Origin of the sequence: Pseudomonas sp. GM55 (assembly GCF_000282395.1) — a bacterium.
GTDB lineage: Bacteria > Pseudomonadota > Gammaproteobacteria > Pseudomonadales > Pseudomonadaceae > Aquipseudomonas > Aquipseudomonas fluorescens_CC.
On sequence record NZ_AKJJ01000051.1, the window covers coordinates 132,498 to 153,150 of the forward strand.

Below are 20,653 nucleotides of genomic sequence, written 5' to 3' on the forward strand. Positions count from 1 at the left end.
ATTCGACAAAAGTTTTAGGGCGGCAAATTGACACACCGCCTACAAGGCTTTTACCCTAGCCAACAGCGATTGTAAATTGGTCTTACCAATTATCCAAGAACGCTGATCAGTGCCTGACCAACAACAATTAGGGGCCACCCCATATGCAAACCTGGCAACAGCTCTATACCCCGCTCGGCAGCCTCGGCCTGTCCGCACTCGCAGCCGTTATCCCCATCGTATTTTTCTTCCTGGCCTTGGCCGTGTTCCGTCTCAAAGGGCATGTCGCCGGCAGCATCACCCTGGCATTGTCGATTCTGGTAGCGATCTTCGCCTTCCAGATGCCGGTCGATATGGCGTTCGCCGCCGCCGGGTATGGCTTCGCCTATGGCCTGTGGCCGATTGCCTGGATCATTGTGGCAGCGGTGTTCCTCTACAAACTGACGGTCAAGAGTGGCCAATTCGAAGTCATCCGCAGTTCGGTGCTGTCGATCACCGATGACCAGCGCCTGCAGGTCCTGCTGATCGGTTTCTGCTTCGGCGCCTTCCTCGAAGGCGCGGCCGGTTTTGGCGCACCGGTGGCGATTACCGCGGCCCTACTGGTAGGACTGGGTTTCAACCCGCTGTACGCCGCCGGCTTGTGCCTGATCGCCAACACCGCACCGGTTGCCTTTGGCGCTCTGGGCATTCCGATCATTGTCGCCGGGCAAGTGACCGGCATCGACGCCTTCAAGATCGGCGCCATGACCGGTCGCCAACTGCCGCTGCTGTCGATGTTCGTGCCGTTCTGGCTGGTGTTCATGATGGATGGCCTGCGCGGCGTGCGGGAAACCTGGCCGGCAGCCCTGGTGGCCGGTTTGAGCTTTGCCGTGACCCAGTACTTCACCTCGAACTTCATCGGCCCGGAACTGCCGGACATCACCTCGGCCCTGGCCAGTCTGATTTCTCTGACCCTGTTCCTGAAAGTCTGGCAACCGAAACGCGCCGCCGGCCAACACATCGTGGGGGCTGTATCGGCCTCGGTAGTAAGCGCCAGCGCCGGTGGTTTCGGCCAGAAGCGCACCACCGTGGCATCGCCCTACAGCCTCGGGGAAATATTCAAGGCCTGGTCGCCGTTCCTGATTCTCACCGTACTGGTGACCATCTGGACCCTGAAGCCGTTCAAGGCCATGTTTGCCGCCGGCGGTTCGATGTACAGCTTCGTGTTCAACTTTGCCATTCCACATCTGGATCAACTGGTCATCAAGACCGCGCCGATCGTGGCTACGCCAACCGCCATTCCGGCAGTGTTCAAACTGGACCCGATTTCCGCCACCGGCACGGCGATTTTCTTCTCGGCGCTGATCTCGATGCTGGTGCTGAAGGTCAACTTCAAAACTGGTCTGACCACTTTGAAAGAGACTTTCTACGAACTGCGCTGGCCGATCCTGTCCATCGGCATGGTGCTGGCGTTTGCCTTTGTCACCAACTACTCGGGCATGTCCTCGACCATGGCCCTGGTACTGGCGGCGACGGGCGCGGCGTTCCCGTTCTTCTCGCCGTTCCTCGGTTGGCTGGGCGTGTTCCTCACCGGTTCCGATACGTCGTCCAACGCCCTGTTCAGTTCGCTGCAAGCGACTACCGCGCACCAGATCGGTGTCAACGACACCTTGCTGGTGGCGGCGAACACCAGCGGCGGCGTGACTGGCAAGATGATCTCGCCACAGTCGATCGCCGTGGCCTGCGCCGCAACCGGTCTGGTGGGCAAAGAATCGGATCTGTTCCGCTTCACCCTCAAGCACAGCCTATTCTTTGCAACGATTGTCGGCTTGATCACCCTGGCCCAGGCCTACTGGTTCACCGGCATGCTGGTGCATTAAGACTACAAGCGACATGGAAATAACCGACGCCGGTCCGTGATTCCGGTGTCAGCAATTCACAACCCGGTCTGTAAGGCTGCTGAAAGCAACTCTCTCTATATTCAGCAGCCTCAGCGGACGGATAACCGGGCCCACCCGGAGACACGCCTGATGAGCGAGCTTTTTTACAACGCTGTGCCGAATGCGACCCGTGTCGCCCCGCCACTGCCCGAGCCTCGGCAATACCCCAGCGAGAAACCGTCACGGGTTTACCTGTTCGGGACGTGCGTGGTCGATCTGTTCTACCCCGAAGCCGGGATGGACGCGATCCACCTGCTGGAGCGCGAAGGCATTCGTGTCGAGTACCCGCAAGGGCAAAGCTGCTGCGGCCAACCGGCCTACACCTCGGGTTACACCGAACAGGCACGGACCGTGGCGCGCTCGCAACTGGCGTTGTTTGCCGGGGATTATCCGGTGGTGGTGCCGTCGGGTTCCTGCGCGGGCATGCTGCGCGAGCATTACGCGGACTTGTTCAAGGACGAGCCGCAGACGTTGAAACAGGTTCAGGCGCTGGCCGCCAGAACCTACGAATTGGCCGAGTTCCTGTTGTTTGTCTGCAAGGTGCAGTTCAAGGACAAAGGCGATCCGGTAAAAGTGGCGCTGCACACCTCGTGCTCGGCACGCCGTGAAATGAACACCCACCTGCATGGCCGCGAATTGTTGTCGCAGTTGAGCAATGTGGAACGAGTCAATCACGATCACGAAAGTGAGTGTTGTGGCTTCGGCGGGACATTCAGCGTCCGTATGCCAGACATTTCCGGCGCGATGGTGGCTGACAAGACCCGGGCGTTGAAGGAGTCCGGCGCGCACAAGGTGTTGAGTGCCGACTGCGGTTGTTTGATGAACATCAACGGCTCGCTGGAAAAACAGCAGGAAGCGTTGCGCGGCCAGCATCTGGCCAGTTTCCTCTGGCAGCGTACCGGAGGTGCCAGATGAACACTTCCGCGATTATTCCTACGGTCGCCGTAGAAGAAGATTTCCGCACCCGCGCCCACCAAGCGTTGGGTGACGCGCAATTGCGAAACAACTTTCGCAAGGCGATGGATTCACTGATGAGCAAACGGGCAGCGGCTTTCAGCGATGCCCATGAAAGAGAACATTTGCGCGCGCTGGGCAATGCCGTCCGCGCCCGCGCGTTATCCAAGTTGCCCGAGCTGCTCGAGCAACTGGAACAGAACCTGACCCGCAACGGTGTGACAGTGCACTGGGCGGAAACGGTGGACGAAGCCAATGGCATCGTCCTCTCGATCATCCGCGCTCACGAGGGGCGGCAAGTGATCAAGGGCAAATCGATGGTCAGCGAAGAGATGGAGATGAACCATTTCCTCGAGGCTCAAGGCATTGAATGCCTGGAGTCCGACATGGGGGAATACATCGTCCAGCTCGACCACGAGAAGCCTTCACACATAATCATGCCGGCGATCCACAAGAATGCCGGTCAGGTCGCGTCCTTGTTCCACGACAAACTTGGGGTGGAATACACCAAGGACGTTGACCAACTCATTCAGATCGGTCGCAAGGTCTTGCGGCAGAAATTCTTCGAAGCGGACATTGGCGTCTCCGGTGTCAACTTCGCCGTGGCCGAAACCGGCACCCTGCTGCTGGTGGAAAACGAAGGCAACGGCCGCATGACTACCACTGTGCCGCCGGTGCATATCGCCGTCACCGGTATCGAAAAAGTCGTGGAAAACCTGCGCGATGTGGTGCCGCTGCTGTCGCTGCTGACCCGTTCGGCCCTGGGTATTCCGATCACCACTTACGTCAATATGATCTCCGGCCCGCGCAAAGCGCATGAGCTCGACGGCCCGCAGGAAGTGCACCTCGTGCTGCTCGACAATGGCCGCAGCCAGGCCTTTGCCGACAGCGAATTGCGCCAGACCCTGAACTGCATCCGCTGTGGCGCCTGTATGAATCATTGCCCGGTGTATACCCGAATCGGCGGCCATGCCTATGGAGAGGTTTACCCCGGCCCTATCGGAAAAATCGTCACCCCGCACATGGTTGGCCTGGCGAAAGTCCCGGATCACCCGAGCGCTTCTTCGCTGTGCGGCGCCTGCGGAGAAGTCTGCCCGGTCAAAATCCCGATCCCTTCGCTACTGCGGCGCCTGCGGGAAGAAAACGTCAAGGCCCCGGACAGCCCCCATCAAGTGATGCGAGGCCAGGGCAGCAAGTATTCGCGCAAGGAACGGTTCCTCTGGAACGCCTGGGCGAAGCTCAACAGTTCGCCGACGCTGTATCGCCTGTTCGGCTTCTTCGCCACCCGTTTGCGCGCCCTCACGCCGAGCAATGTCGGCCCGTGGACGCAAAACCACAGCGCACCAAAACCCGCCGCCCGCTCACTGCATGACATGGCCCGCGAGCACTTGGCCAAACAGGGGGACCGCTGATGAGCGCCAAGCAAAATATCCTCGCCAAACTGCGTAAAAGTCTGACAGGCACCACGCCGGTGGCCGACAACTTTGATGTCGATCTGGTGACCCAACCTTACACCTACGCGCCTGAGCAACGCATTGCGCAACTGCGCAAACTGATGGAAGCGGTGCACACGGAAATCCATCTGACGTCCGGCGAGAAGTGGCCGAAGCTACTCGCGCAATTACTGCGGGACCGCCAGTTGCCGAGCCTGCTGATCGCACCAACCACGCCACACGGTCAACGGATCACCCAGCACTGGGCGAAAAATCCCGGCCTGCCAATGCTCAAGGCCTACGACCGCCCGGTTGAGGAGTGGAAGGCCGAACTGTTCAACGACACTCCAGCGAGTCTGACCGGCACCCTCGGCGCCATTGCGGCAACTGGCAGCCTGATTCTCTGGCCGACGCGGGAAGAACCGCGTTTGATGAGCCTCGCGCCACCGGTGCATTTCGCCCTGCTCAAGGCCAGCGAAATCCGCGACAACTTCTATCAGGTGCAGCAGGAATTCGAATGGGCACAGGGCATGCCGACCAATGCGTTGCTGGTGTCCGGCCCGTCGAAAACCGCCGACATCGAGCAAGTGCTGGCGTACGGCGCCCACGGTCCGAAAGACCTGGTGGTGCTGATCCTGGAGGACCAATGAGTCTACCGGCCGCTTTCCTGCGTGATGTACAACAACTGATTCCTCAAGAGCGACGTTTCGACGATCCGCTGTCGACCCTGGCCTTCGGCACCGACGCCAGCTTCTATCGTTTGATTCCGCAACTGGTGATCCGTGTCGAGTCCGAAGAAGAAGTGGTGGCGCTGCTGCAACTGGCGCAACGCGATCGGGTGCCGGTGACCTTCCGTGCTGCCGGCACCAGTTTGTCCGGTCAGGCGATCAGCGATTCGGTGCTGATCGTGCTGGGGGATAACTGGAACAGTCGCGAGATCCGCGGCCAAGGCGCGCAAATCCGCCTGCAACCCGGCGTGATCGGTGCCCAGGCCAACGCCTGGCTGGCGCCGTTCGGACGCAAGATCGGCCCCGACCCGGCCTCGATCAATGCCTGCAAAATCGGCGGCATCGTCGCCAACAATGCCAGCGGCATGTGCTGCGGCACGGCGCAAAATACCTATCACACCCTGGCCGGCATTCGCCTGGTGCTGGCCGATGGCAGTCGTCTCGACACTGAAGATCCCGCCAGCGTCGCGGCGTTTCGCCAAAGCCACGCCGCCCTGCTGGAGCGCCTGGCGACACTGGGGCGCGAGACCCGCGCCAACGCCGAGCTGGCTGCAAGAATCCGCCACAAATACCGTCTGAAAAATACCACCGGCCTGTCGCTCAATGCCCTGGTGGATTTCGACGAGCCTGTGGATATCTTGAGCCACTTGCTGGTGGGCTCCGAAGGCACGCTCGGGTTCATCAGTGCGGTGACCTACGACACAGTGATCGACCACCCGAACAAGGCCTCGGCCCTGATTGTGTTCCCCGATGTCGAGACCTGCTGCAACGCCGTCACCGTATTGAAAAGCCAACCGGTATCGGCCGTGGAACTGCTGGACCGACGCAGCCTGCGTTCAGTGCAGGACAAGCCCGGCATGCCGCCTTTCGTACAGCATCTGTCGAACAATGCCTGCGCCTTGCTGATCGAGTCCCGCGCCGCGTCGACCACCTTGCTGCACGAACAACTGGCGCAGATCATGGCGTCGCTGCAGGCGTTCCCGGTGGAAAAGCAGGTCGATTTCACTGAAGACCCGCAGGAAAACGCCCGCCTCTGGGCCATCCGCAAAGACACCTTCCCTGCCGTCGGCGCCGTGCGCAAGACCGGCACTACGGTGATCATCGAAGACGTGACCTTCCCGGTCGAACAACTGGCCATCGGCGTAAACCGCCTGATCGAACTGTTCGACAAACATCACTACGACGAAGCGATTCTTTTCGGACACGCACTGGAAGGCAATCTGCACTTCGTCTTTACCCAAGGCTTCAACAACGCGCAAGAAGTCGCACGCTATCAGGCATTCATGGACGACGTGGCGCAACTGGTGGCCGTGGAGTTCGGCGGTTCGCTGAAAGCCGAACACGGCACCGGGCGCAACATGGCGCCGTTCGTCGAGCTGGAATGGGGCAGCGATGCCTACCAGTTGATGTGGCAACTCAAGCGTCTGCTCGACCCCAACGGCATTCTCAACCCCGACGTGGTGCTCAGCGAAGACCCACAAATCCACCTCAAGCACCTCAAGCCATTGCCGGCTGCCGACGAAATTGTCGACAAGTGCATCGAATGCGGTTTCTGCGAGCCGGTCTGCCCGTCGAAAGACCTGACCTTGAGCCCGCGCCAACGCATCGTGATCTGGCGCGACATTCAGGCGAAAAAACGCGCCGGCATCGATACCGCCGAACTCGAAGCCGCGTACGAATACCAGGGCATCGACACCTGTGCCGCCACCGGCCTGTGCGCGCAACGTTGCCCGGTCGGCATCAATACCGGCGAGCTGGTGAAAAAGCTGCGCAGCCGCAAGGCAACGCATACGAAAACTGCCAACTGGCTTGAAGGACATTTCGCCACGGCACTGCAAGGGGCGCGTTTTACCCTGCATGTCGCCAATGGTGCGCGCCTGTTGCTGGGAGCGCCGCGACTGGCAAGGCTTTCCGCAACCGTGAGCAAACTGTCCAAAGGGCAAATCCCGCAGTGGACCAATGCGATGCCCCAGCCTGAACGGCCGATTCGCTTCAGCCCGGCGATCACCGATGAGCGTCCGCGGGTGGTGTACCTGGCCGCGTGCGTATCAAGGGCCATGGGGCCGGCGGCGGGCGACAAGGAGCAAATGTCGCTGCACGACAAGACCCGCGGCCTGCTGGAAAAGGCCGGTTATCAAGTGGTTTTCCCGGACAACCTGGACAGCCTGTGCTGCGGCCAGCCGTTCGCGTCCAAAGGCTACGCAGAGCAAGCCGAACACAAACGCCAGGAACTGATTGGCGCCTTGCTGCACGCCAGCCGCGGCGGGCTCGACCCGATCTACTGCGACACCAGCCCGTGCACCTTGCGTCTGGTCCAGGACCTGGGTGACACCCGCCTGGACCTGTACGACCCGGTGCGCTTCATCCGCACGCACCTGATGGATCGCCTGACGTTCACGCCTCAGGAGGCACCGATTGCCGTGCACGTGACCTGCAGCACTCAGCACCTCGGAGAAAGCCAGGCGCTGATCGATCTGGCGCGCAAGTGCAGCAAAAATGTGGTCATTCCCGAAGGTATCCACTGCTGCGGCTTCGCTGGCGACAAAGGTTTCACCACGCCGCAGTTGAACGCCCATTCGCTGCGCACGCTCAAGGACGCGGTGCAGCAATGCAGCGAGGGGGTTTCCACCAGCCGCACTTGCGAGATTGGCCTGACACAACACGGCGGAATCGACTACCACGGGCTAGTCTATCTGGTGGACCGCGTTACCCAGGCCAGGGTGACCTGATGACAAGGCCTCAAGGAAGGCGCATTCAGGCGCCTGATCAGTAGTTTCTTGCGGGTATCAACACAGAAAGACAGAACCCTGACGTGTCGCCGCAGTCCACCGATCAAGTCCCGCCAATGCGGGATTTTCCAATACTCGGCAGCCCGTCCTGATGGTCAGCGATGCCTGGCCACTCAGTTCAAGGAGATACTCATGAAACGTTCTGTACTGTTTGGTCTGTTCGTTACTGCCTCAATGCTGGCTTCCCCCTCGTTTGCCGCCGAAAAAGATCAATGCGCGGTGAATCTGCAAACCATCGAAAACGCCAAGGCACAGATTCCTCCAGAAATGGCTGAGCAAGTGGCGGACTCTGTCGAGAAAGCCAAAACCGACCATGCAAAAGGCACCAAACAAGGTACTGATGATTGCATCGCCGAGACCAACCAAACCATCCAGGACCTCAAGAACGCGAGCAAAGGCGGGAAGTAACTCTCAGCTCGGGGCCAGCCTTCGGGCTGGCCTTCCGGGCCTTGTTGGCGTACATCGACAACGGAGTACCGGCAGCCGGGAGTTCAAAGCCCGGCTGCGTCCGATACGAAGCAAACCAAAACCCGCCAGAAGCGGGTTTTGTGCATCTGGGGTCTGGAAATGTGTGACCGTGCGCATCGCTGGAAAAAACTCGACACGTTTTCTGAAAAAACCGAATTCTTGCGTTGCGTCGCAGTCTTTTAGACAGGGCCCATCAATCGTGGCTGTTTTTCGGACTCGGCCTGACCGCCCCCTCACACGTCAGCACCGAGACCATCCGCTCCAGGAGATATCCATGAAACGTACCGCACTCGCTGGTTTGCTCATTTCTGCTGCAATGTTGACCTCTCCCGTATTTGCTGCGGACAACAACCTTTGCAGGAGCAAGCTGCAAGAGCTCAAAGGCAAAGTGAATGCGCTGCCGGCGACCTCCGGAAACACCACAATGGAGATCAAAAGACTGATGTCCAGCGCCGAAGCCTCACAAGCTTCCGGAGACGACAGAAAATGCGTCACCGAGGCCACCCAGGCCTTGGCACTTGCTGACAAACAGAGCAACGAGCCCAACCCATGATTTGCGGTGGCCAACCTTCGGGTTGGCCTTCCGGAGCGTGATGACGTACACTGTATGTGCCTGCTGCTCACTTGATTCACAGAGCATCAGGCTCGGGGCCGTTTAGGATTCGACGCCGGTTGCGAAACTTTAGGTGCATGCCGAGTTGGTAACAGAACTCGTAAATCCACTGTTGCAACTACTTATAGTTGCCAATGACGAAAACTACGGCCAGGAATTCGCTCTCGCTGCGTAAGCAGCCTTAGCCCTGAGCTTCTGGTACCTTCGGGTCCAGCAATCACCAGGGGATGTCTGTAAACCCAAAGTGATTGTCATATAGAACAGAATCGCCGTGCAGTACGTTGTGGACGAAGCGGCTAAAACTTACACAACTCGCCCAAAGCACCCTGCCCGTCGGGTCGCTGAGGGTTAACTTAATAGACACGGCTACGCATGTAGTACCGACAGCGGAGTACTGGCGGACGGGGGTTCAAATCCCCCCGGCTCCACCAATTGAGACACCAACGAAGCCCGCCTTGTGCGGGCTTTCTTGTTTCTGGGTGTATCGCAAGCTCTACAACAGTCTGAAGCAGGCCTCACGCCAACCGATCAGTACTTGATATCCCGGGCTGTGCGACGGGTATCCTGCTTGGTACTGCGCTTGTCCTGGCGACATTCAACATTGCTCTTGTCATTGCCCCTTCTACAATCATCCTTGGTTTGCCGGGCAGCGGAGCGCCCTTCCTGCCTGGTATCGCGAGCTTCACGCCGCTGTTGACCCTGCTCGGTCGCGTAGGCAGGTAGCGTCACCCACTGCACGCCAGCGGCGATGAGCAGCATTGCCAAGGCTTTCAAGTAGCGCTTGCGAATCATGATTTTTCTCCAACGCTTTATCGATCAGTCACTTCGATTACTCACCCGGGAATTCCGCGAAAACGTGCATTACATCGTACGCTCACAACTCACAAAAACACGTTGTGGTACGTAAAATCTGACGATAGGGTCGCATCAGCAGTCGCGCAATGGTTGTTATGTGCATGATTTCAATAAGGACATCCCTAACGACTTAGCTTTGCAACTGGCCTGCCCGCGAAGAGGCCAGCGAGACCCTCCAGAATATGTTGCATTCACAGTCGCCTATCTCACAGCCATCTCCCCCCGAGAAGCTCATGCACCAAGCCCTCCTGATCATCGACGTTCAACCCAGCTTCGCCCCGCCGCAGTGGCTGGTCGACGGTATCCAGGCTCTCATCGGCACCCTGCCCAGTGTCGCCACGGTCGAGCGCCACGACGAGTCCATAACCCCCTTTGAAAAACAGCTCGGCTGGCACCCCGCGCCGGGCGATGACAGCCTGATCCCCGCCGACCGCATCTTTATCAAGCACGGCTACGCGCCCACAGCGGAAACCATCGACTACCTGAAAAGCCTGAATGTCGAGCGCGTGCTGGTGTGTGGCCTGCAGACCGAAACCTGCTGCCTGGCGGCGGGGTTTGCGCTGTTTGATGCAGGTTTGCAGCCGACGCTGATTACGGATTTGACGGTGGGGTCGTCGCTGGACCGGACGGGCGGGTTAGGGGTCAGGCTTTGGGAGCATCATTTCAAGCACACGGTAAAATGGGTGGATTTGTAAGCTGTTGCATTCACGCTAAAGCTGTCGTTTGAGATCCACCAACTCAAAGCCGCGATCAATCAACCACGCAGCCGCCTCACCCCAACCCCCACCAATATCCCCAATACAATCGACACCAACGGCACCGCCCCCACCCAGGTCAGCGTCGGAAACACCAACAGAATCTGCGAGTCATTGCCACCCAGCATCATCGACGCGCCGGTCCCCATCAACACGCCCGCGAGCAGGTGCCTGCCCGCGGTCATCACTGCGAACCGCTGATAGTTGAACGTGCGGCGATGCAAGGTGTAACAGAGCATGCCCAGCATCAGCATGGCGAACACCGCCACACGCGGGGTGGTCAATGAGGTGTCGCCCGGGCCCCGGAACATTTGCGAAAGATCATAGAAGAACACGCTGGGCGTCCACTGCGGTTCGAAGGTGTAGAGAGCACCGGTCAGGGCGCCCAGCAACAGGCTCGACAGCACCAGGTGTTTGTCGCCGTGAATCCGGATCAAGTACAGAAGAATCAGCAGCACGATGCCGATGACCAGCCAGTAATGACGGCCAGTGATCATCGGCATTTGCAGCGCCCGCTGTTCGGTCAGCATGTTCAGGTGATGCCACAGCACGATGCCCAGCACCCAACCGAGGATGGTAAAGGCCTTGTTGAGGTTGCCGCTGGCGAGCTTGGTGAGAGTACCGACGCTGCATCCGTCGTTGAGCACCGAGGCAAGGCCGAACAGCACTCCGCCACCGACCAGTGACAGATAGCCAACCTCGGGGATGAACAGCGGCTGACTGACGCCAGACAAGGCATAGACCGGCGCGAGTAAAAGACCGAACAAACCGCAACTGACCAGCGACACGAACAGGGTCGGCCGGCGTTTGAGCAGCAGCCCCATGGCATTGACCAGGCACATGCCCATGCGCTGAGACACCCAGCCGATGAGGAACGCCAGCAATAGCGAAATGAGCAGTGAATACACAGGCCTCCTTGTTTCCAGGTGGTCGCATCGGGTCGATGCCTGACAGACAGATTAGTCGCTGGGCAAACACTTCGGATGAACCCGCAAAGCCCTTCTACACTCCATTCGCAAACGCCCTACAACACCTGTCGAATAGGCCCCCATGACCACCCTCACCGACCGTTTGAAGCAAGGCAAGAATGCGCGCAAGAAGTGCTCGCGCCGTTCGCAAGCGTCCTTGGGAAATGTCGCCCGCGACCCGATACCGCTGATCAAGGCGTCGAGTGAAGGACGCGTCAAATCGCTGGTGGAGTTGCGCTACGGTCGCATGCTGGTGTCACCGTTCACCTTCTATCGCGGCAATGCGCTGCTGCAGGCCCACGACTTGGCGGGCACTTCTAACATGGGGCTGGTTTCGCCGATTTGCGGCGATTGCCACTTGATGAATTTCGGGGGGTTCGCAACGCCTGAGCGCAACCTGTTGTTCAGCGTCAACGACTTCGACGAAGCCCATCCCGGACCGTGGGAGTGGGACTTGAAACGTCTGGTGGCGAGTTTCCTGGTGGCGGCTCACGATCTGCGTCATGGGGAAACGGTTGAAGAGACGGTTTGCCATCAGGTTGTGGGGGCCTATCAGAAAACCATGCTCGAATGCGCCGAACAAAGTTCGCTGGAAACCTGGTACGAATCCATCAGCTATGACGACCTGCTGGCACAGGCCAACAAAAGCACCCTGGAACACGTGCAACGCGCCATCGAAAAAGCCGAGCGTCGCACCCATGCCGAACTGCTGCCAAAAATCAGCGAACGCGACGCCCATGGTCGTCTGATTATTCGCGATGACCTGCCGGAAATTTTCCACCTGCACAAGAACACCACGCTGCTGGACGCCGATGATGACTGGTTGCGCCTCTCGGACTGGCGTCCGCTCTACGACACCTTCATGCGCGACTATCGCGGCACCCTGCAAGCGGACCGCCGCGATCTGGTGTCGCGTTTTCACGTTCAGGACATGGCGTTCAAAGTGGTGGGCGTCGGCAGTGTCGGCACCCGTTGCCTGGTGGCGCTGCTGACCGACGATCAGGAGTTCCCGTTGTTCCTGCAATTCAAGGAGGCGCGGCGCTCGGTGCTCGCCGGCTACGTGAAGGCCAAGTCGCGGGTGCGGCATGAAGGGCAGCGAGTGGTCGACGGTCAGCGGTTGATGCAGTCGGCCAGCGACTTGTTCCTCGGCTGGACCACCGGTCCCAGCGGGCGGCATTTCTATGTGCGGCAATTGCGCGATATGAAAATCTCCGCCGAACTCGAAACCTTCGATGGCGACGCATTCGCGGCCTATGGACGGCTCTGCGGCCGGGCCCTGGCTCGTGCCCATGCCAAGTCTTCCGGGCGCGCGGCAGTGATCAGCGGCTACATCGGCAAGAGCGAGGCACTGGCCGACGCGCTCTACAAATACGCCCGGGGTTATACCGAGCAGAACGAGCGCGATTTCGAGCAGTTCCAGCAAGCCTGCCGCAAGGGCCGATTGCGTGCACGGTCGGAAGCCGATTTTGCCGCGGATCATTTGCCGTAACGGTGTCGCAAGCTCTGGTACAGGGCTTTGGTCGAGATGAATTTTTCTTCACCCCACGGTTGCGTTCCTGCCTGTACATTGCACTGGCTCATTCAAGAAACTACGGTTTGCCCGCCCTCCCGCGGGCTTTTTTTTGCCTGCGATTTTGTCTGACGGCCACCGCTGATTTTATCCGGCCGACACTGCCCATCACTGTGCCGCTTGCGCGCCATTCCCTTGCGATTGCTCGGGCAGCAAACAGCCTTTGGCCATCCACTGGCAGTCTCTGGCCCAGCGATAACCGGATTCCAGATAGCCTCGGTCGTTGTAATACCCCAGCCTGAGTTGAGTGGCACTCAGGTCGAGTTTGGCAAAACCAGCCCGTGAGGCAGTAAAGGTGCTATTCGGCGTTGGCGTTTGCAGGACATCCAGTTTCTGGCCACCCGCCCCGGAAATCACCCACGCGGGTTCACCAGCACGCAACAGCAATTGCTGGTTGTGATCATGACCCGACAAAAGCAGATCGACGTGGTTGCGTTGCAACACTGGCAACAGCCGGGTAACCAGATCCGACTCTTCGCCATGCTCGCCTTGATTGCGCACCGGGTGATGGGACGCGGCTATTCGCCATACCGGAGCCGGTCCGGGTGCCTGGAACGCCTGATCGATCAAGTCGATTTGCTGCTGCAGACGTTCACGTGGCGCCGAAGTGTCGAGGAACACCATTCGCACCAATGGTCGCCCGTCGACGTCACCGAAATCCTTGACGTAGAAATTCGCCGGCATCTGCCAGCGACCCGACCCCTTGCGCTGTTGGCCGTACTCGATCTCGTATTTTTGCGACACCGGGTAATCGTGGTTACCCAGCACGGCGTAAAACGGCACATGGCTGAGCCAGTGCCCCCAATAGACACGTTCGAATCGGGTTCCCCAACGATAATCGTGAGTCCCGGTCAATGGCTTGCCGTAGAAGTTGTCGCCGAGGAAAACCACCATGTCCAGGCGCCCCTCCCGGGCCGCGACGCGCTCCATGGCTTGCCCCACTCGCCACTGTTGCAGGTCACCGCTGCCTTGATCGCCCACGGCAATCAACGACACTGCCGCGGGGTCCAGGCCGCTCAGCGGAACATAGGGTGACGGCGGCGTGAATAGCCAGTAACTGCCCGCGATCAGCAGTAGAACAAGGGCAATGCTTGAGCCGAGCACGCCCCTTCTGAGCACCAGGCGTTTTATAAATTGCGAGGGGGGATTTGTGCGATTCAATCAGGGACTCACCGGGCATCGAATGTCAGATTGGTTGGCGAAATGAAGGTCGACCTTAACCCCTAATAGATCACAGCAGTTGTTCAAGCTTCGTTAAGAAAGCGTTCCGTATACTTTTTTCCAGCCTTTTTTTCGGCCTTCCTTTTCCGGTAGCCAGAAGTCATGTCGCGCCCTGTCCCACTGCTGTTTGCACTGTGTTGCCTGCTGTTTTTCTTCGCCCTTGGCAACCACCCATTGCAAGGCTCCACCGAAACGCGGGTCGCCGGAGTTGCCATGGAAATGCACCTGGATAATGACTAGAACAGACTCCCCCGAGCTCACTGAAGGCTCCCCCCCAGGCAACAAAAAACCCGCAGCCCTTTCGGGTTGCGGGTTTTTCTGTTCAAAGCCAACTCAATTCACGGGCTGAGCCTGAGTCGCCGGCACCGCTTGTTGCGCTTTGGAAAGCACCGGCTGTTCCAGCCTCGCTCGCCCGTAAAACGCCAGCGCCGTCAGCAAACACGCCAGCCACACAAAGATCCCGGCCCAGAGGGTGTGGGACATGTAATGCCAGCCCTGCAACACCCGCGTTGTGCCGTAGATGAAACCGAGGGTCAGCGAGCCGTACATGATCGCCTTGGAATAGCGCCAGCGATAACGGCGAGCCACGAAGTACAACGCCAGCATGGTGAAACCACCCGACGCATGTCCGCCCGGCCAGCAGCGACCGTCACCGGCGACTTTCAGCAGGTCGAAATTTTCATACCACTCCACGTGCTCCTTTTTGCCGCCGTACTGGGTGGTCTCGATCGGGCAATACACGCTGGTGTGGCCCTTGAGGTAGTGAATGACCCCGGTGCTGATGGAAAACGCGAACACCACATAGAGAAAGTCCCGACGGTGCCGGGTGGCAAAGCGCAGCACCGGTGCGACTTTGATTTTTTCCAGGAAAGCGATGATTTTCGAGTGCTTTTCAGCCTTCAGACGCGGCCAGAGAAACGACAGCAAGGCACCGATAATCGCAATTTCGCCGGTCCAGTTCGGAATGATCCGCGCCCATTTATGGGTAATTTTTTCGAACAGATGGGATTGGTCCAACGGGTACGTCTGCGTCACCGGATCAAAAAAATAATTGTTGAAGGCAATGTCGATTGTGGTCATGTCGAACATCAGGAACACCACGACCGCGCAGGCCAGCGGAATACCGAAATTCACCCAGTAAAAGCGGTAGCGAGAAGCGGTCAGCATTGTGAATCCTGATTCAAAAAAAGGAGGGAAAACTCAATGAGTGTTCACCGAGCTCCAGTCAGAGGCATCGATGAAACCAAGCATGCGCGGAGTTTGCGGGGTTTCGGCGGAAATAAACAGCGAAGCACCATAACCCAGCGTCGTAGGCGGTAGCTTCAGGTCTTTTTCCAGTTGTTCCATGCACTCGCTGTGGGTCACCAGAACCAGGTTACGCCCGGCCACTTTGTGCGCAAGCGCGTCGCGCAGCATGGTGCCCTTGCAACTGATCAGCCAGTCCTCCCCCGTGCCAACCTTGTTGAACATGAAGTTGGCGGTCTGTGCCGTGCGCAGGATCGGGCTGTTGTAGATATCGGCCTTGTCCAGGCCAAGGCGTTTGAACTGTGCCCCGAGACTCTCGGCAACACTGCGAGAGCGCGCGGTAATGCCATCGTTGCCCACTAGGCAAGGTGCCGAGGAGTGATCGCAGCGCTCGACGTGGCGCACCAGCACGATCATGTCGCCCTTGGCCCATCCTGTCATCAAGGCCTGTGTACCGGCTACATTGCCGTGAGCCAGGTCCGGCGCAGTGGCGGGACGCAGCAAAAACACGGTCAGCGGGACAACCAACAGCGCCGAGGCCAACACCACCGCAGCATTGCGATAACGGGCGAAGCGGTTCAGATCGATCAAGCGTTTTATCCCGAAAAGACTCAGTCTTAATTCCACATCAAGCCGCCTCGCCGGCACAGACCACCTCATTAGATCCCGAAAGGTTAAAGAAACGTGCGTTGCCGGCGGGTGAAAGACATGTGAAAAAAAGCTTAAAACGCTGCAAAAACCTTGTTACAGAATTCGCCGCACAAAAACCTTTCAGCTCCCAGGATTGCTGCCGATACATCCTGCTTACACAGCTTGGCGGCCCCCAAAAAAAACAATCTTCCAGCCAACCGACGAAATAGAAGCACTACGTTCCTGGAGGAATTTGATGAATAGCTGGTTCGGCAACATCAGCGTGAACCTGAAACTGGGCCTGGGATTCGGCCTGGTCCTGGCACTGACCTGCGTCCTCGCCCTGACCGGCTGGACCAGCCTGGGCGGGTTGATTGACCGCAGCAACTGGATGAGTGACATCACCCAGCTCAACGCCGGCCTGACCAAGCTGCGCGTGGTTCGCCTGCAATACATGCTGACCAACGGCGACGAAACCGCCGCGCAGAGCGTGCAGACCACCCTCGACGCCTTCTCGGCCCAGCAACAAGCCCTGCTGGCGAAGTTCAAGAGCCCGGAAAACCTCAAGCTGCTCCGAGAGCAGGGTGCCGTCATCGACGCCTACAAGATGTCCCTCGGCAAAATGCGCAACGCTTATCGCGCCGGCAACAGCGCCCGCGACGCCATGAGTACCAACGCCGAAACCGCCAACACGCTGATCAACGACATCAATACCCGCGTGCAGCAAATGCCGCCAAGCGACCAGCGCTTTGAACAGTTCCAGGCCATTACGGCTGCCAGGGAAGCGTTTCTGCTGGCCCGCTACGAAGTGCGCGGCTACACCGCCAGTACCAATGCCGAGACCGAGCAAAAAGCGCTCGGCCAACTGGACGCCGCCATCGCCAGCCTGAAACCGCTGAACGCGCATTTCGCCGATACCCAACAAGACGCCTTGCGTCAGCTGGAGGCTGCGTTGGGCAACTACCGCAGCGCCTTGCAGGCCTACAAGGCCGCGAGCAATAACGCGGTGCAAGCGCGCAAGGAAATGACCGACCAGGGCGCCGCCATTGTGTCCCAGAGCGATCAGCTGTATCAGATCCAGCTCGACCGGCGTGACGCCGAAAGCGCCCGGGCGCGCACCTTGCAGCTGGTCAGCACGTTGCTGGCCTTGCTGGTGGGCGTCATTGCCGCCGTGGTCATCACTCGCCAGATCACCCGTCCTTTGCGCGAAACCCTGGCGGTGGTCGACCGCATTGCCAGCGGCGACCTGACCCAGAACGTGCTGGTCACCCGTCGCGACGAACTCGGCGTGTTGCAGCAAGGCATCGCACGCATGGGCGTGACCCTGCGCGACTTGATCAGCGGCATCCGCGACGGCGTCACCCAGATCGCCAGCGCCGCCGAAGAGCTGTCGGCCGTGACCGAGCAGACCAGCGCCGGGGTCAACAGTCAGAAAGTCGAGACCGATCAGGTCGCGACCGCCATGCACGAGATGACCGCCACCGTGCAGGAAGTCGCGCGCAACGCAGAAGAAGCCTCCCAAGCCGCTGCGGCGGCGGACGGCGAAGCCCGTGAAGGCGACAAGGTGGTCAACGAAGCCATCGCCCAGATCGAGCGTCTGGCCAGCGAAGTGGCGCGTTCCACCGAAGCCATGAGCGTGCTGCAACAGGAAAGCGACAAGATCGGCAGCGTCATGGACGTGATCAAGGCCGTGGCCGAGCAGACCAACCTGCTGGCGCTCAACGCCGCCATCGAAGCGGCCCGCGCCGGGGAAGCCGGTCGTGGTTTTGCGGTGGTGGCCGACGAGGTCCGTGGCCTGGCCCAGCGCACGCAGAAATCCACCGAGGAAATCGAAGGCCTGGTGGCCGGCCTGCAGAACGGCACGCAACAAGTGTCGGCCGTGATGAACAACAGCCGCACCCTCACCGACAGCAGCGTGGCCCTGACCCGCAAGGCCGGCGAGTCACTGGAGAACATCACCCGCACGGTGTCCAATATCCAGTCGATGAACCAGCAGATCGCCGCCGCTGCCGAACAGCAAAGCGCCGTGGCCGAAGAGATCAGCCGCAGCATCATCAACGTGCGCGACGTGTCTGAACAGACTGCGACCGCCAGCGATGAGACCGCCAAGTCCAGCGTTGAGCTGGCGCGGCTGGGTGGTCAATTGCAGCAGATGGTGAGCCACTTCCGCGTGTGATGACTTCAGGCTCGCCCTGTAGGAGCGAGCTTGCTCGCGAAGAACTTGCCAGGGCTGCGGTCATTCAGAATGCACGCGTTATCGTTGACCACCATCGCGAGCGAGCTCGCTCCTACAGGGGGAGCTCAGCTCATCCAGAGATCTATTACTTCAACACCGCTGAACTCGAAATCCCGAACATTGCGGGTGGCTATGGCAGCCCCATGGCTTCGGCAAATGGCGGCAATTTGCGCATCTGCCATTGAAACCACACGCCCATTTGCTTCAGCACCTGCTGTCAACGTTGCGTACTCAACAGCGGCATGAGCATCGAACGGCAAAATGCGTCCGGCAAAGTCCTCTTCGAACATTGCCATGGCATGGGCTTCAAGTTTTTGTTTGCGCTTGCCAGAAGGCAGGCGCGCAATGCCGTGGAGTATTTCTGCCACCGTTACCGCACTGACTGCCAGATCCATCGATGGCTGCGCATCAACCCAGGCAAGCACCCGGGCTTCAGGCTCAACTCGCATAAACTCTGAAAAAACGTTGGTATCGAGCACTATCATTCAGAAAAATCCACCGCCGTTGCTTTCTCTGAACGCTCTGGCAAATCAAGCTCAACTCCGCCGAGGTCGCTGAATCTGTTGCGGATCCTGCTTCCAAGTCCACCGGCGCGATCAACAGTCGCCAAGGCCCTGCCCAGAATCAGGCGAGCCTCTTCTTCCATGGAATGTCCGTTATGAGCCGCTGTGATACGCAACTGTTCCTTGAGCTTTTCATCAAGGTTTCTAATTGTGATGCTGGCCATGACGCCTCCTGCAATCAATGAAATCATTGATTGCAGGCTAGCACATTCTGTTCAACCAAAACCCGGTCATCTTCCGAATGGCCAATATCACCGCGTCCCGCGCTGGCGCAACGCCGACGGCATGAAGTACGCGTCTTCTGGTACCGGTTGGGCGAAGTCCACGGTGGCCGGTTCTTCGTTGTCCAGGTTCTGCACGTAGTAACGACGCGCCTGCAAGTCATGGAAGACGTCCAGTGCACTCCAGGTGGTGGGCAGGTCGTAGAAGTTTTTCAGGTAGGCCATCGACACCCGCCACAACTCCCCTCGTCCGTCATATTGATCCACCAGTGCGGCGCCCCAGCTGTCCTCGTCCAGAAACAGCACGCGCTTGGAATAGATATGCCGCGCGCCCGGCTTGAGCGTGCCTTCGACCACCCAGACCCGATGCAGCTCATAACGGGTGAATTGCGGGTTGAGGTGGCCCGGTGTGAGCAACTGCGCGTACTTCACCTCAGGGCTGCCGACTTTGTAATTGTTATAGGGAATGTAGACCTCTTGCTTGCCCTTGAGCTTCCAGTCGTAGCGGTCTGGCGAGCCGTTGAACAGGTCGGTATCGTCCGCCGTGCGCAGGCCGTCGGATGAAGCGATCGGGGTGTCATACGCGAGGTTCGGCGCCCGGCGCACACGGCGTTGGCCCGCGTCGTAGACCCAGGCCTGACGCGGGTCCTTGAGCTGGTCCAGGGTCTCGTGCACCAACGCCGCACCGCCGGCCAGCCGGGCCGGGCTCTTCACGAACGCCAGGTAGTAGAACAGGATGTTTTTCAGGTCGGCAAACTGCCCGCCCTGGCGGTAATAGTTGAAGAGCCCTTCCTGCTGCGAGGTCACCAGCGCGAAGCTGCCGTTGCGTTGTACCGGCGCTTCGGAGGCACGCCGGACCACATAGATGCCGCGATAACGGGTGATGTGGTTCCACAGCACCTCGATCCCGTCCTTGGGCACCGGGAACGGCACACCGCCGTAGGCATCGGCAAAACCGGTCCCGCCATCGAGCAGCTTGGCCGAGGTCGCATTTTTCAAGGTGTTGTCATACAGCCACTGCGGCGCCGAACCCGATCGGCGAGAGGGATAGACCGGCATCTGGAAGCTGTCGGGGTAGCTGTTGAACAGGGCGATCTGACCCGGGCTGAGGTGAGCCTTGTACTGATCGAGGTTGGCCTTGGTGATGGTGAACAGCGGCTTGTCCGCCGCATAGGGGTCCAGGTGATGCTGGCCAGGCTTGTAGCCCGCCGGGGCCTGGGTGATGCCACCGCTCCAGGCCGGTATGGTCCCGGCGGCATTGCCGGCACGCTCGGCTCCCAGCGGCGTCAGCGTGGTTTTCAATTGCTCGGCCAGCTGGGGCGTGACGGCGGCCAGCGCGCTGCCGGCGGCCAGGCTCAGGAACAGCGCCAGCGTGGTCTTGGTCAGTCGTGAAGTATCAAACATAATCGTTCTCCGAATTAAAGGCAGATGCACTGCACCCGGCACTTGTGGGAGCTGGCTTGCCAGCGATAGCGGTGGGTCAGCCAACATTGATGTCGAATGTGC

19 protein-coding genes, 1 other RNA gene and 1 pseudogene are annotated in these 20,653 nt (G+C 59.4%); 12 read left to right on the forward strand and 9 right to left on the reverse strand.

What is annotated here, in order from left to right; genetic code table 11:
- Window positions 1–143 precede the first annotated feature (143 nt).
- The 8 genes from PMI31_RS14490 to ssrA all read left to right on the forward strand — a co-directional run bounded on the left by PMI31_RS14490 (window position 144) and on the right by ssrA (window position 9,314).
- On the forward strand, window positions 144–1,838 hold the full coding sequence (locus PMI31_RS14490; RefSeq protein WP_008018799.1) for a lactate permease LctP family transporter: 1,695 nt from the start codon (window positions 144–146) through the stop codon (window positions 1,836–1,838).
- Between the two features lie 150 nt (window positions 1,839–1,988).
- Complete coding sequence (locus tag PMI31_RS14495; protein ID WP_008018800.1) at window positions 1,989–2,813, forward strand: (Fe-S)-binding protein; 825 nt, start codon at window positions 1,989–1,991, stop codon at window positions 2,811–2,813.
- Window positions 2,810–4,264, forward strand: coding sequence for a LutB/LldF family L-lactate oxidation iron-sulfur protein (locus tag PMI31_RS14500; protein WP_008018801.1), 1,455 nt, complete (start codon window positions 2,810–2,812; stop codon window positions 4,262–4,264). Before PMI31_RS14495 ends, PMI31_RS14500 begins: the two co-directional genes overlap by 4 nt.
- Window positions 4,264–4,935: a LutC/YkgG family protein gene (locus tag PMI31_RS14505; protein ID WP_008018802.1), complete on the forward strand. Its 672-nt coding sequence runs from the start codon at window positions 4,264–4,266 to the stop codon at window positions 4,933–4,935. The genes PMI31_RS14500 and PMI31_RS14505 overlap by 1 nt, the downstream gene beginning before the upstream one ends.
- Complete coding sequence (locus PMI31_RS14510; RefSeq protein WP_008018803.1) at window positions 4,932–7,742, forward strand: FAD-binding and (Fe-S)-binding domain-containing protein; 2,811 nt, start codon at window positions 4,932–4,934, stop codon at window positions 7,740–7,742. The genes PMI31_RS14505 and PMI31_RS14510 overlap by 4 nt, the downstream gene beginning before the upstream one ends.
- A gap of 192 nt (window positions 7,743–7,934) precedes the next feature.
- Complete coding sequence (locus tag PMI31_RS14515; RefSeq protein WP_008018804.1) at window positions 7,935–8,210, forward strand: hypothetical protein; 276 nt, start codon at window positions 7,935–7,937, stop codon at window positions 8,208–8,210.
- 334 nt (window positions 8,211–8,544) lie between these two features.
- A complete protein-coding gene (locus PMI31_RS14520; protein WP_008018805.1) occupies window positions 8,545–8,823 on the forward strand; it encodes a hypothetical protein in 279 nt (92 codons plus the stop codon).
- A 94-nt stretch (window positions 8,824–8,917) separates the two neighbouring features.
- Window positions 8,918–9,314, forward strand: a transfer-messenger RNA (tmRNA) gene (gene ssrA, locus PMI31_RS29950).
- A 97-nt stretch (window positions 9,315–9,411) separates the two neighbouring features.
- On the opposite strand, the gene PMI31_RS14525 is transcribed toward ssrA, so the two are convergent.
- The gene (locus PMI31_RS14525) at window positions 9,412–9,675 is read right to left on the reverse strand and encodes a hypothetical protein (protein WP_008018806.1); all 264 of its coding nucleotides are present in this window, start codon (window positions 9,673–9,675) and stop codon (window positions 9,412–9,414) included.
- Window positions 9,676–9,971: 296 nt separating this feature from the next.
- Here PMI31_RS14525 and PMI31_RS14530 point away from each other — a divergent pair, with 296 nt between their 5' ends.
- Window positions 9,972–10,433 (forward strand): cysteine hydrolase family protein, encoded by a 462-nt coding sequence (locus tag PMI31_RS14530; protein WP_008018808.1) that lies wholly within the window; start codon window positions 9,972–9,974, stop codon window positions 10,431–10,433.
- Window positions 10,434–10,492: 59 nt separating this feature from the next.
- Here the strand turns inward: PMI31_RS14530 and PMI31_RS14535 are convergent, their stop codons facing one another.
- Complete coding sequence (locus tag PMI31_RS14535) at window positions 10,493–11,401, reverse strand: YeeE/YedE thiosulfate transporter family protein (protein ID WP_008018809.1); 909 nt, start codon at window positions 11,399–11,401, stop codon at window positions 10,493–10,495.
- Between the two features lie 142 nt (window positions 11,402–11,543).
- Here PMI31_RS14535 and PMI31_RS14540 point away from each other — a divergent pair, with 142 nt between their 5' ends.
- Window positions 11,544–12,950 carry a DUF2252 domain-containing protein gene (locus tag PMI31_RS14540; protein WP_008018810.1) on the forward strand — a complete coding sequence of 469 codons (1,407 nt, stop codon included), beginning with the start codon at window positions 11,544–11,546 and terminating at the stop codon, window positions 12,948–12,950.
- Window positions 12,951–13,139: 189 nt separating this feature from the next.
- Here the strand turns inward: PMI31_RS14540 and PMI31_RS14545 are convergent, their stop codons facing one another.
- The 4 genes from PMI31_RS14545 to PMI31_RS14555 all read right to left on the reverse strand — a co-directional run bounded on the left by PMI31_RS14545 (window position 13,140) and on the right by PMI31_RS14555 (window position 16,124).
- Window positions 13,140–14,135: a metallophosphoesterase gene (locus tag PMI31_RS14545; protein ID WP_238539289.1), complete on the reverse strand. Its 996-nt coding sequence runs from the start codon at window positions 14,133–14,135 to the stop codon at window positions 13,140–13,142.
- Between the two features lie 150 nt (window positions 14,136–14,285).
- Entirely contained in the window at window positions 14,286–14,513 is a 228-nt protein-coding gene (locus tag PMI31_RS30945) for a hypothetical protein (protein WP_008018812.1), read from the reverse strand.
- A 72-nt stretch (window positions 14,514–14,585) separates the two neighbouring features.
- Window positions 14,586–15,419 (reverse strand): phosphatase PAP2 family protein, encoded by an 834-nt coding sequence (locus PMI31_RS14550; protein WP_008018814.1) that lies wholly within the window; start codon window positions 15,417–15,419, stop codon window positions 14,586–14,588.
- Between the two features lie 33 nt (window positions 15,420–15,452).
- Entirely contained in the window at window positions 15,453–16,124 is a 672-nt protein-coding gene (locus tag PMI31_RS14555; RefSeq protein ID WP_043302382.1) for a histidine phosphatase family protein, read from the reverse strand.
- Between the two features lie 394 nt (window positions 16,125–16,518).
- Here PMI31_RS14555 and PMI31_RS31865 point away from each other — a divergent pair.
- Both PMI31_RS31865 and PMI31_RS31870 read left to right on the forward strand, forming a co-directional pair.
- Window positions 16,519–17,445, forward strand: a pseudogene (locus PMI31_RS31865) (methyl-accepting chemotaxis protein); the annotation flags it as partial.
- Window positions 17,440–18,303: a methyl-accepting chemotaxis protein gene (locus PMI31_RS31870; RefSeq protein ID WP_443217004.1), complete on the forward strand. Its 864-nt coding sequence runs from the start codon at window positions 17,440–17,442 to the stop codon at window positions 18,301–18,303. The pseudogene PMI31_RS31865 and the gene PMI31_RS31870, both read left to right, overlap by 6 nt.
- Before the next feature lie 125 nt (window positions 18,304–18,428).
- On the opposite strand, the gene PMI31_RS14565 is transcribed toward PMI31_RS31870, so the two are convergent.
- From PMI31_RS14565 to PMI31_RS14575, 3 genes are all read right to left on the reverse strand, one after another.
- Entirely contained in the window at window positions 18,429–18,848 is a 420-nt protein-coding gene (locus tag PMI31_RS14565) for a type II toxin-antitoxin system VapC family toxin (protein ID WP_008018817.1), read from the reverse strand.
- Window positions 18,845–19,090, reverse strand: coding sequence for a FitA-like ribbon-helix-helix domain-containing protein (locus PMI31_RS14570; protein WP_008018818.1), 246 nt, complete (start codon window positions 19,088–19,090; stop codon window positions 18,845–18,847). Before PMI31_RS14570 ends, PMI31_RS14565 begins: the two co-directional genes overlap by 4 nt.
- 87 nt (window positions 19,091–19,177) lie before the next feature.
- Window positions 19,178–20,551 carry a DUF1329 domain-containing protein gene (locus PMI31_RS14575; RefSeq protein WP_008018819.1) on the reverse strand — a complete coding sequence of 458 codons (1,374 nt, stop codon included), beginning with the start codon at window positions 20,549–20,551 and terminating at the stop codon, window positions 19,178–19,180.
- Between the last annotated feature and the right edge of the window lie 102 nt (window positions 20,552–20,653).

Excerpts from the sequence above, each read along its gene's own strand:
- PMI31_RS14575 (WP_008018819.1), bottom strand. The coding sequence starts at position 20,551 with ATGTTTGATACTTCACGACTGACCAAGACCACGCTGGCGCTGTTCCTG.
- PMI31_RS14550 (WP_008018814.1), bottom strand. The coding sequence starts at position 15,419 with ATGCTGACCGCTTCTCGCTACCGCTTTTACTGGGTGAATTTCGGTATT.
- PMI31_RS14565 (WP_008018817.1), bottom strand. The coding sequence starts at position 18,848 with ATGATAGTGCTCGATACCAACGTTTTTTCAGAGTTTATGCGAGTTGAG.
- PMI31_RS14520 (WP_008018805.1), top strand. The coding sequence starts at position 8,545 with ATGAAACGTACCGCACTCGCTGGTTTGCTCATTTCTGCTGCAATGTTG.
- PMI31_RS14495 (WP_008018800.1), top strand. The coding sequence starts at position 1,989 with ATGAGCGAGCTTTTTTACAACGCTGTGCCGAATGCGACCCGTGTCGCC.
- PMI31_RS14490 (WP_008018799.1), top strand. The coding sequence starts at position 144 with ATGCAAACCTGGCAACAGCTCTATACCCCGCTCGGCAGCCTCGGCCTG.
- PMI31_RS31870 (WP_443217004.1), top strand. The coding sequence starts at position 17,440 with ATGGGCGTGACCCTGCGCGACTTGATCAGCGGCATCCGCGACGGCGTC.
- PMI31_RS14530 (WP_008018808.1), top strand. The coding sequence starts at position 9,972 with ATGCACCAAGCCCTCCTGATCATCGACGTTCAACCCAGCTTCGCCCCG.
- PMI31_RS14570 (WP_008018818.1), bottom strand. The coding sequence starts at position 19,090 with ATGGCCAGCATCACAATTAGAAACCTTGATGAAAAGCTCAAGGAACAG.
- PMI31_RS14525 (WP_008018806.1), bottom strand. The coding sequence starts at position 9,675 with ATGATTCGCAAGCGCTACTTGAAAGCCTTGGCAATGCTGCTCATCGCC.
- PMI31_RS14510 (WP_008018803.1), top strand. The coding sequence starts at position 4,932 with ATGAGTCTACCGGCCGCTTTCCTGCGTGATGTACAACAACTGATTCCT.
- PMI31_RS14500 (WP_008018801.1), top strand. The coding sequence starts at position 2,810 with ATGAACACTTCCGCGATTATTCCTACGGTCGCCGTAGAAGAAGATTTC.
- PMI31_RS14505 (WP_008018802.1), top strand. The coding sequence starts at position 4,264 with ATGAGCGCCAAGCAAAATATCCTCGCCAAACTGCGTAAAAGTCTGACA.
- PMI31_RS14515 (WP_008018804.1), top strand. The coding sequence starts at position 7,935 with ATGAAACGTTCTGTACTGTTTGGTCTGTTCGTTACTGCCTCAATGCTG.
- PMI31_RS14540 (WP_008018810.1), top strand. The coding sequence starts at position 11,544 with ATGACCACCCTCACCGACCGTTTGAAGCAAGGCAAGAATGCGCGCAAG.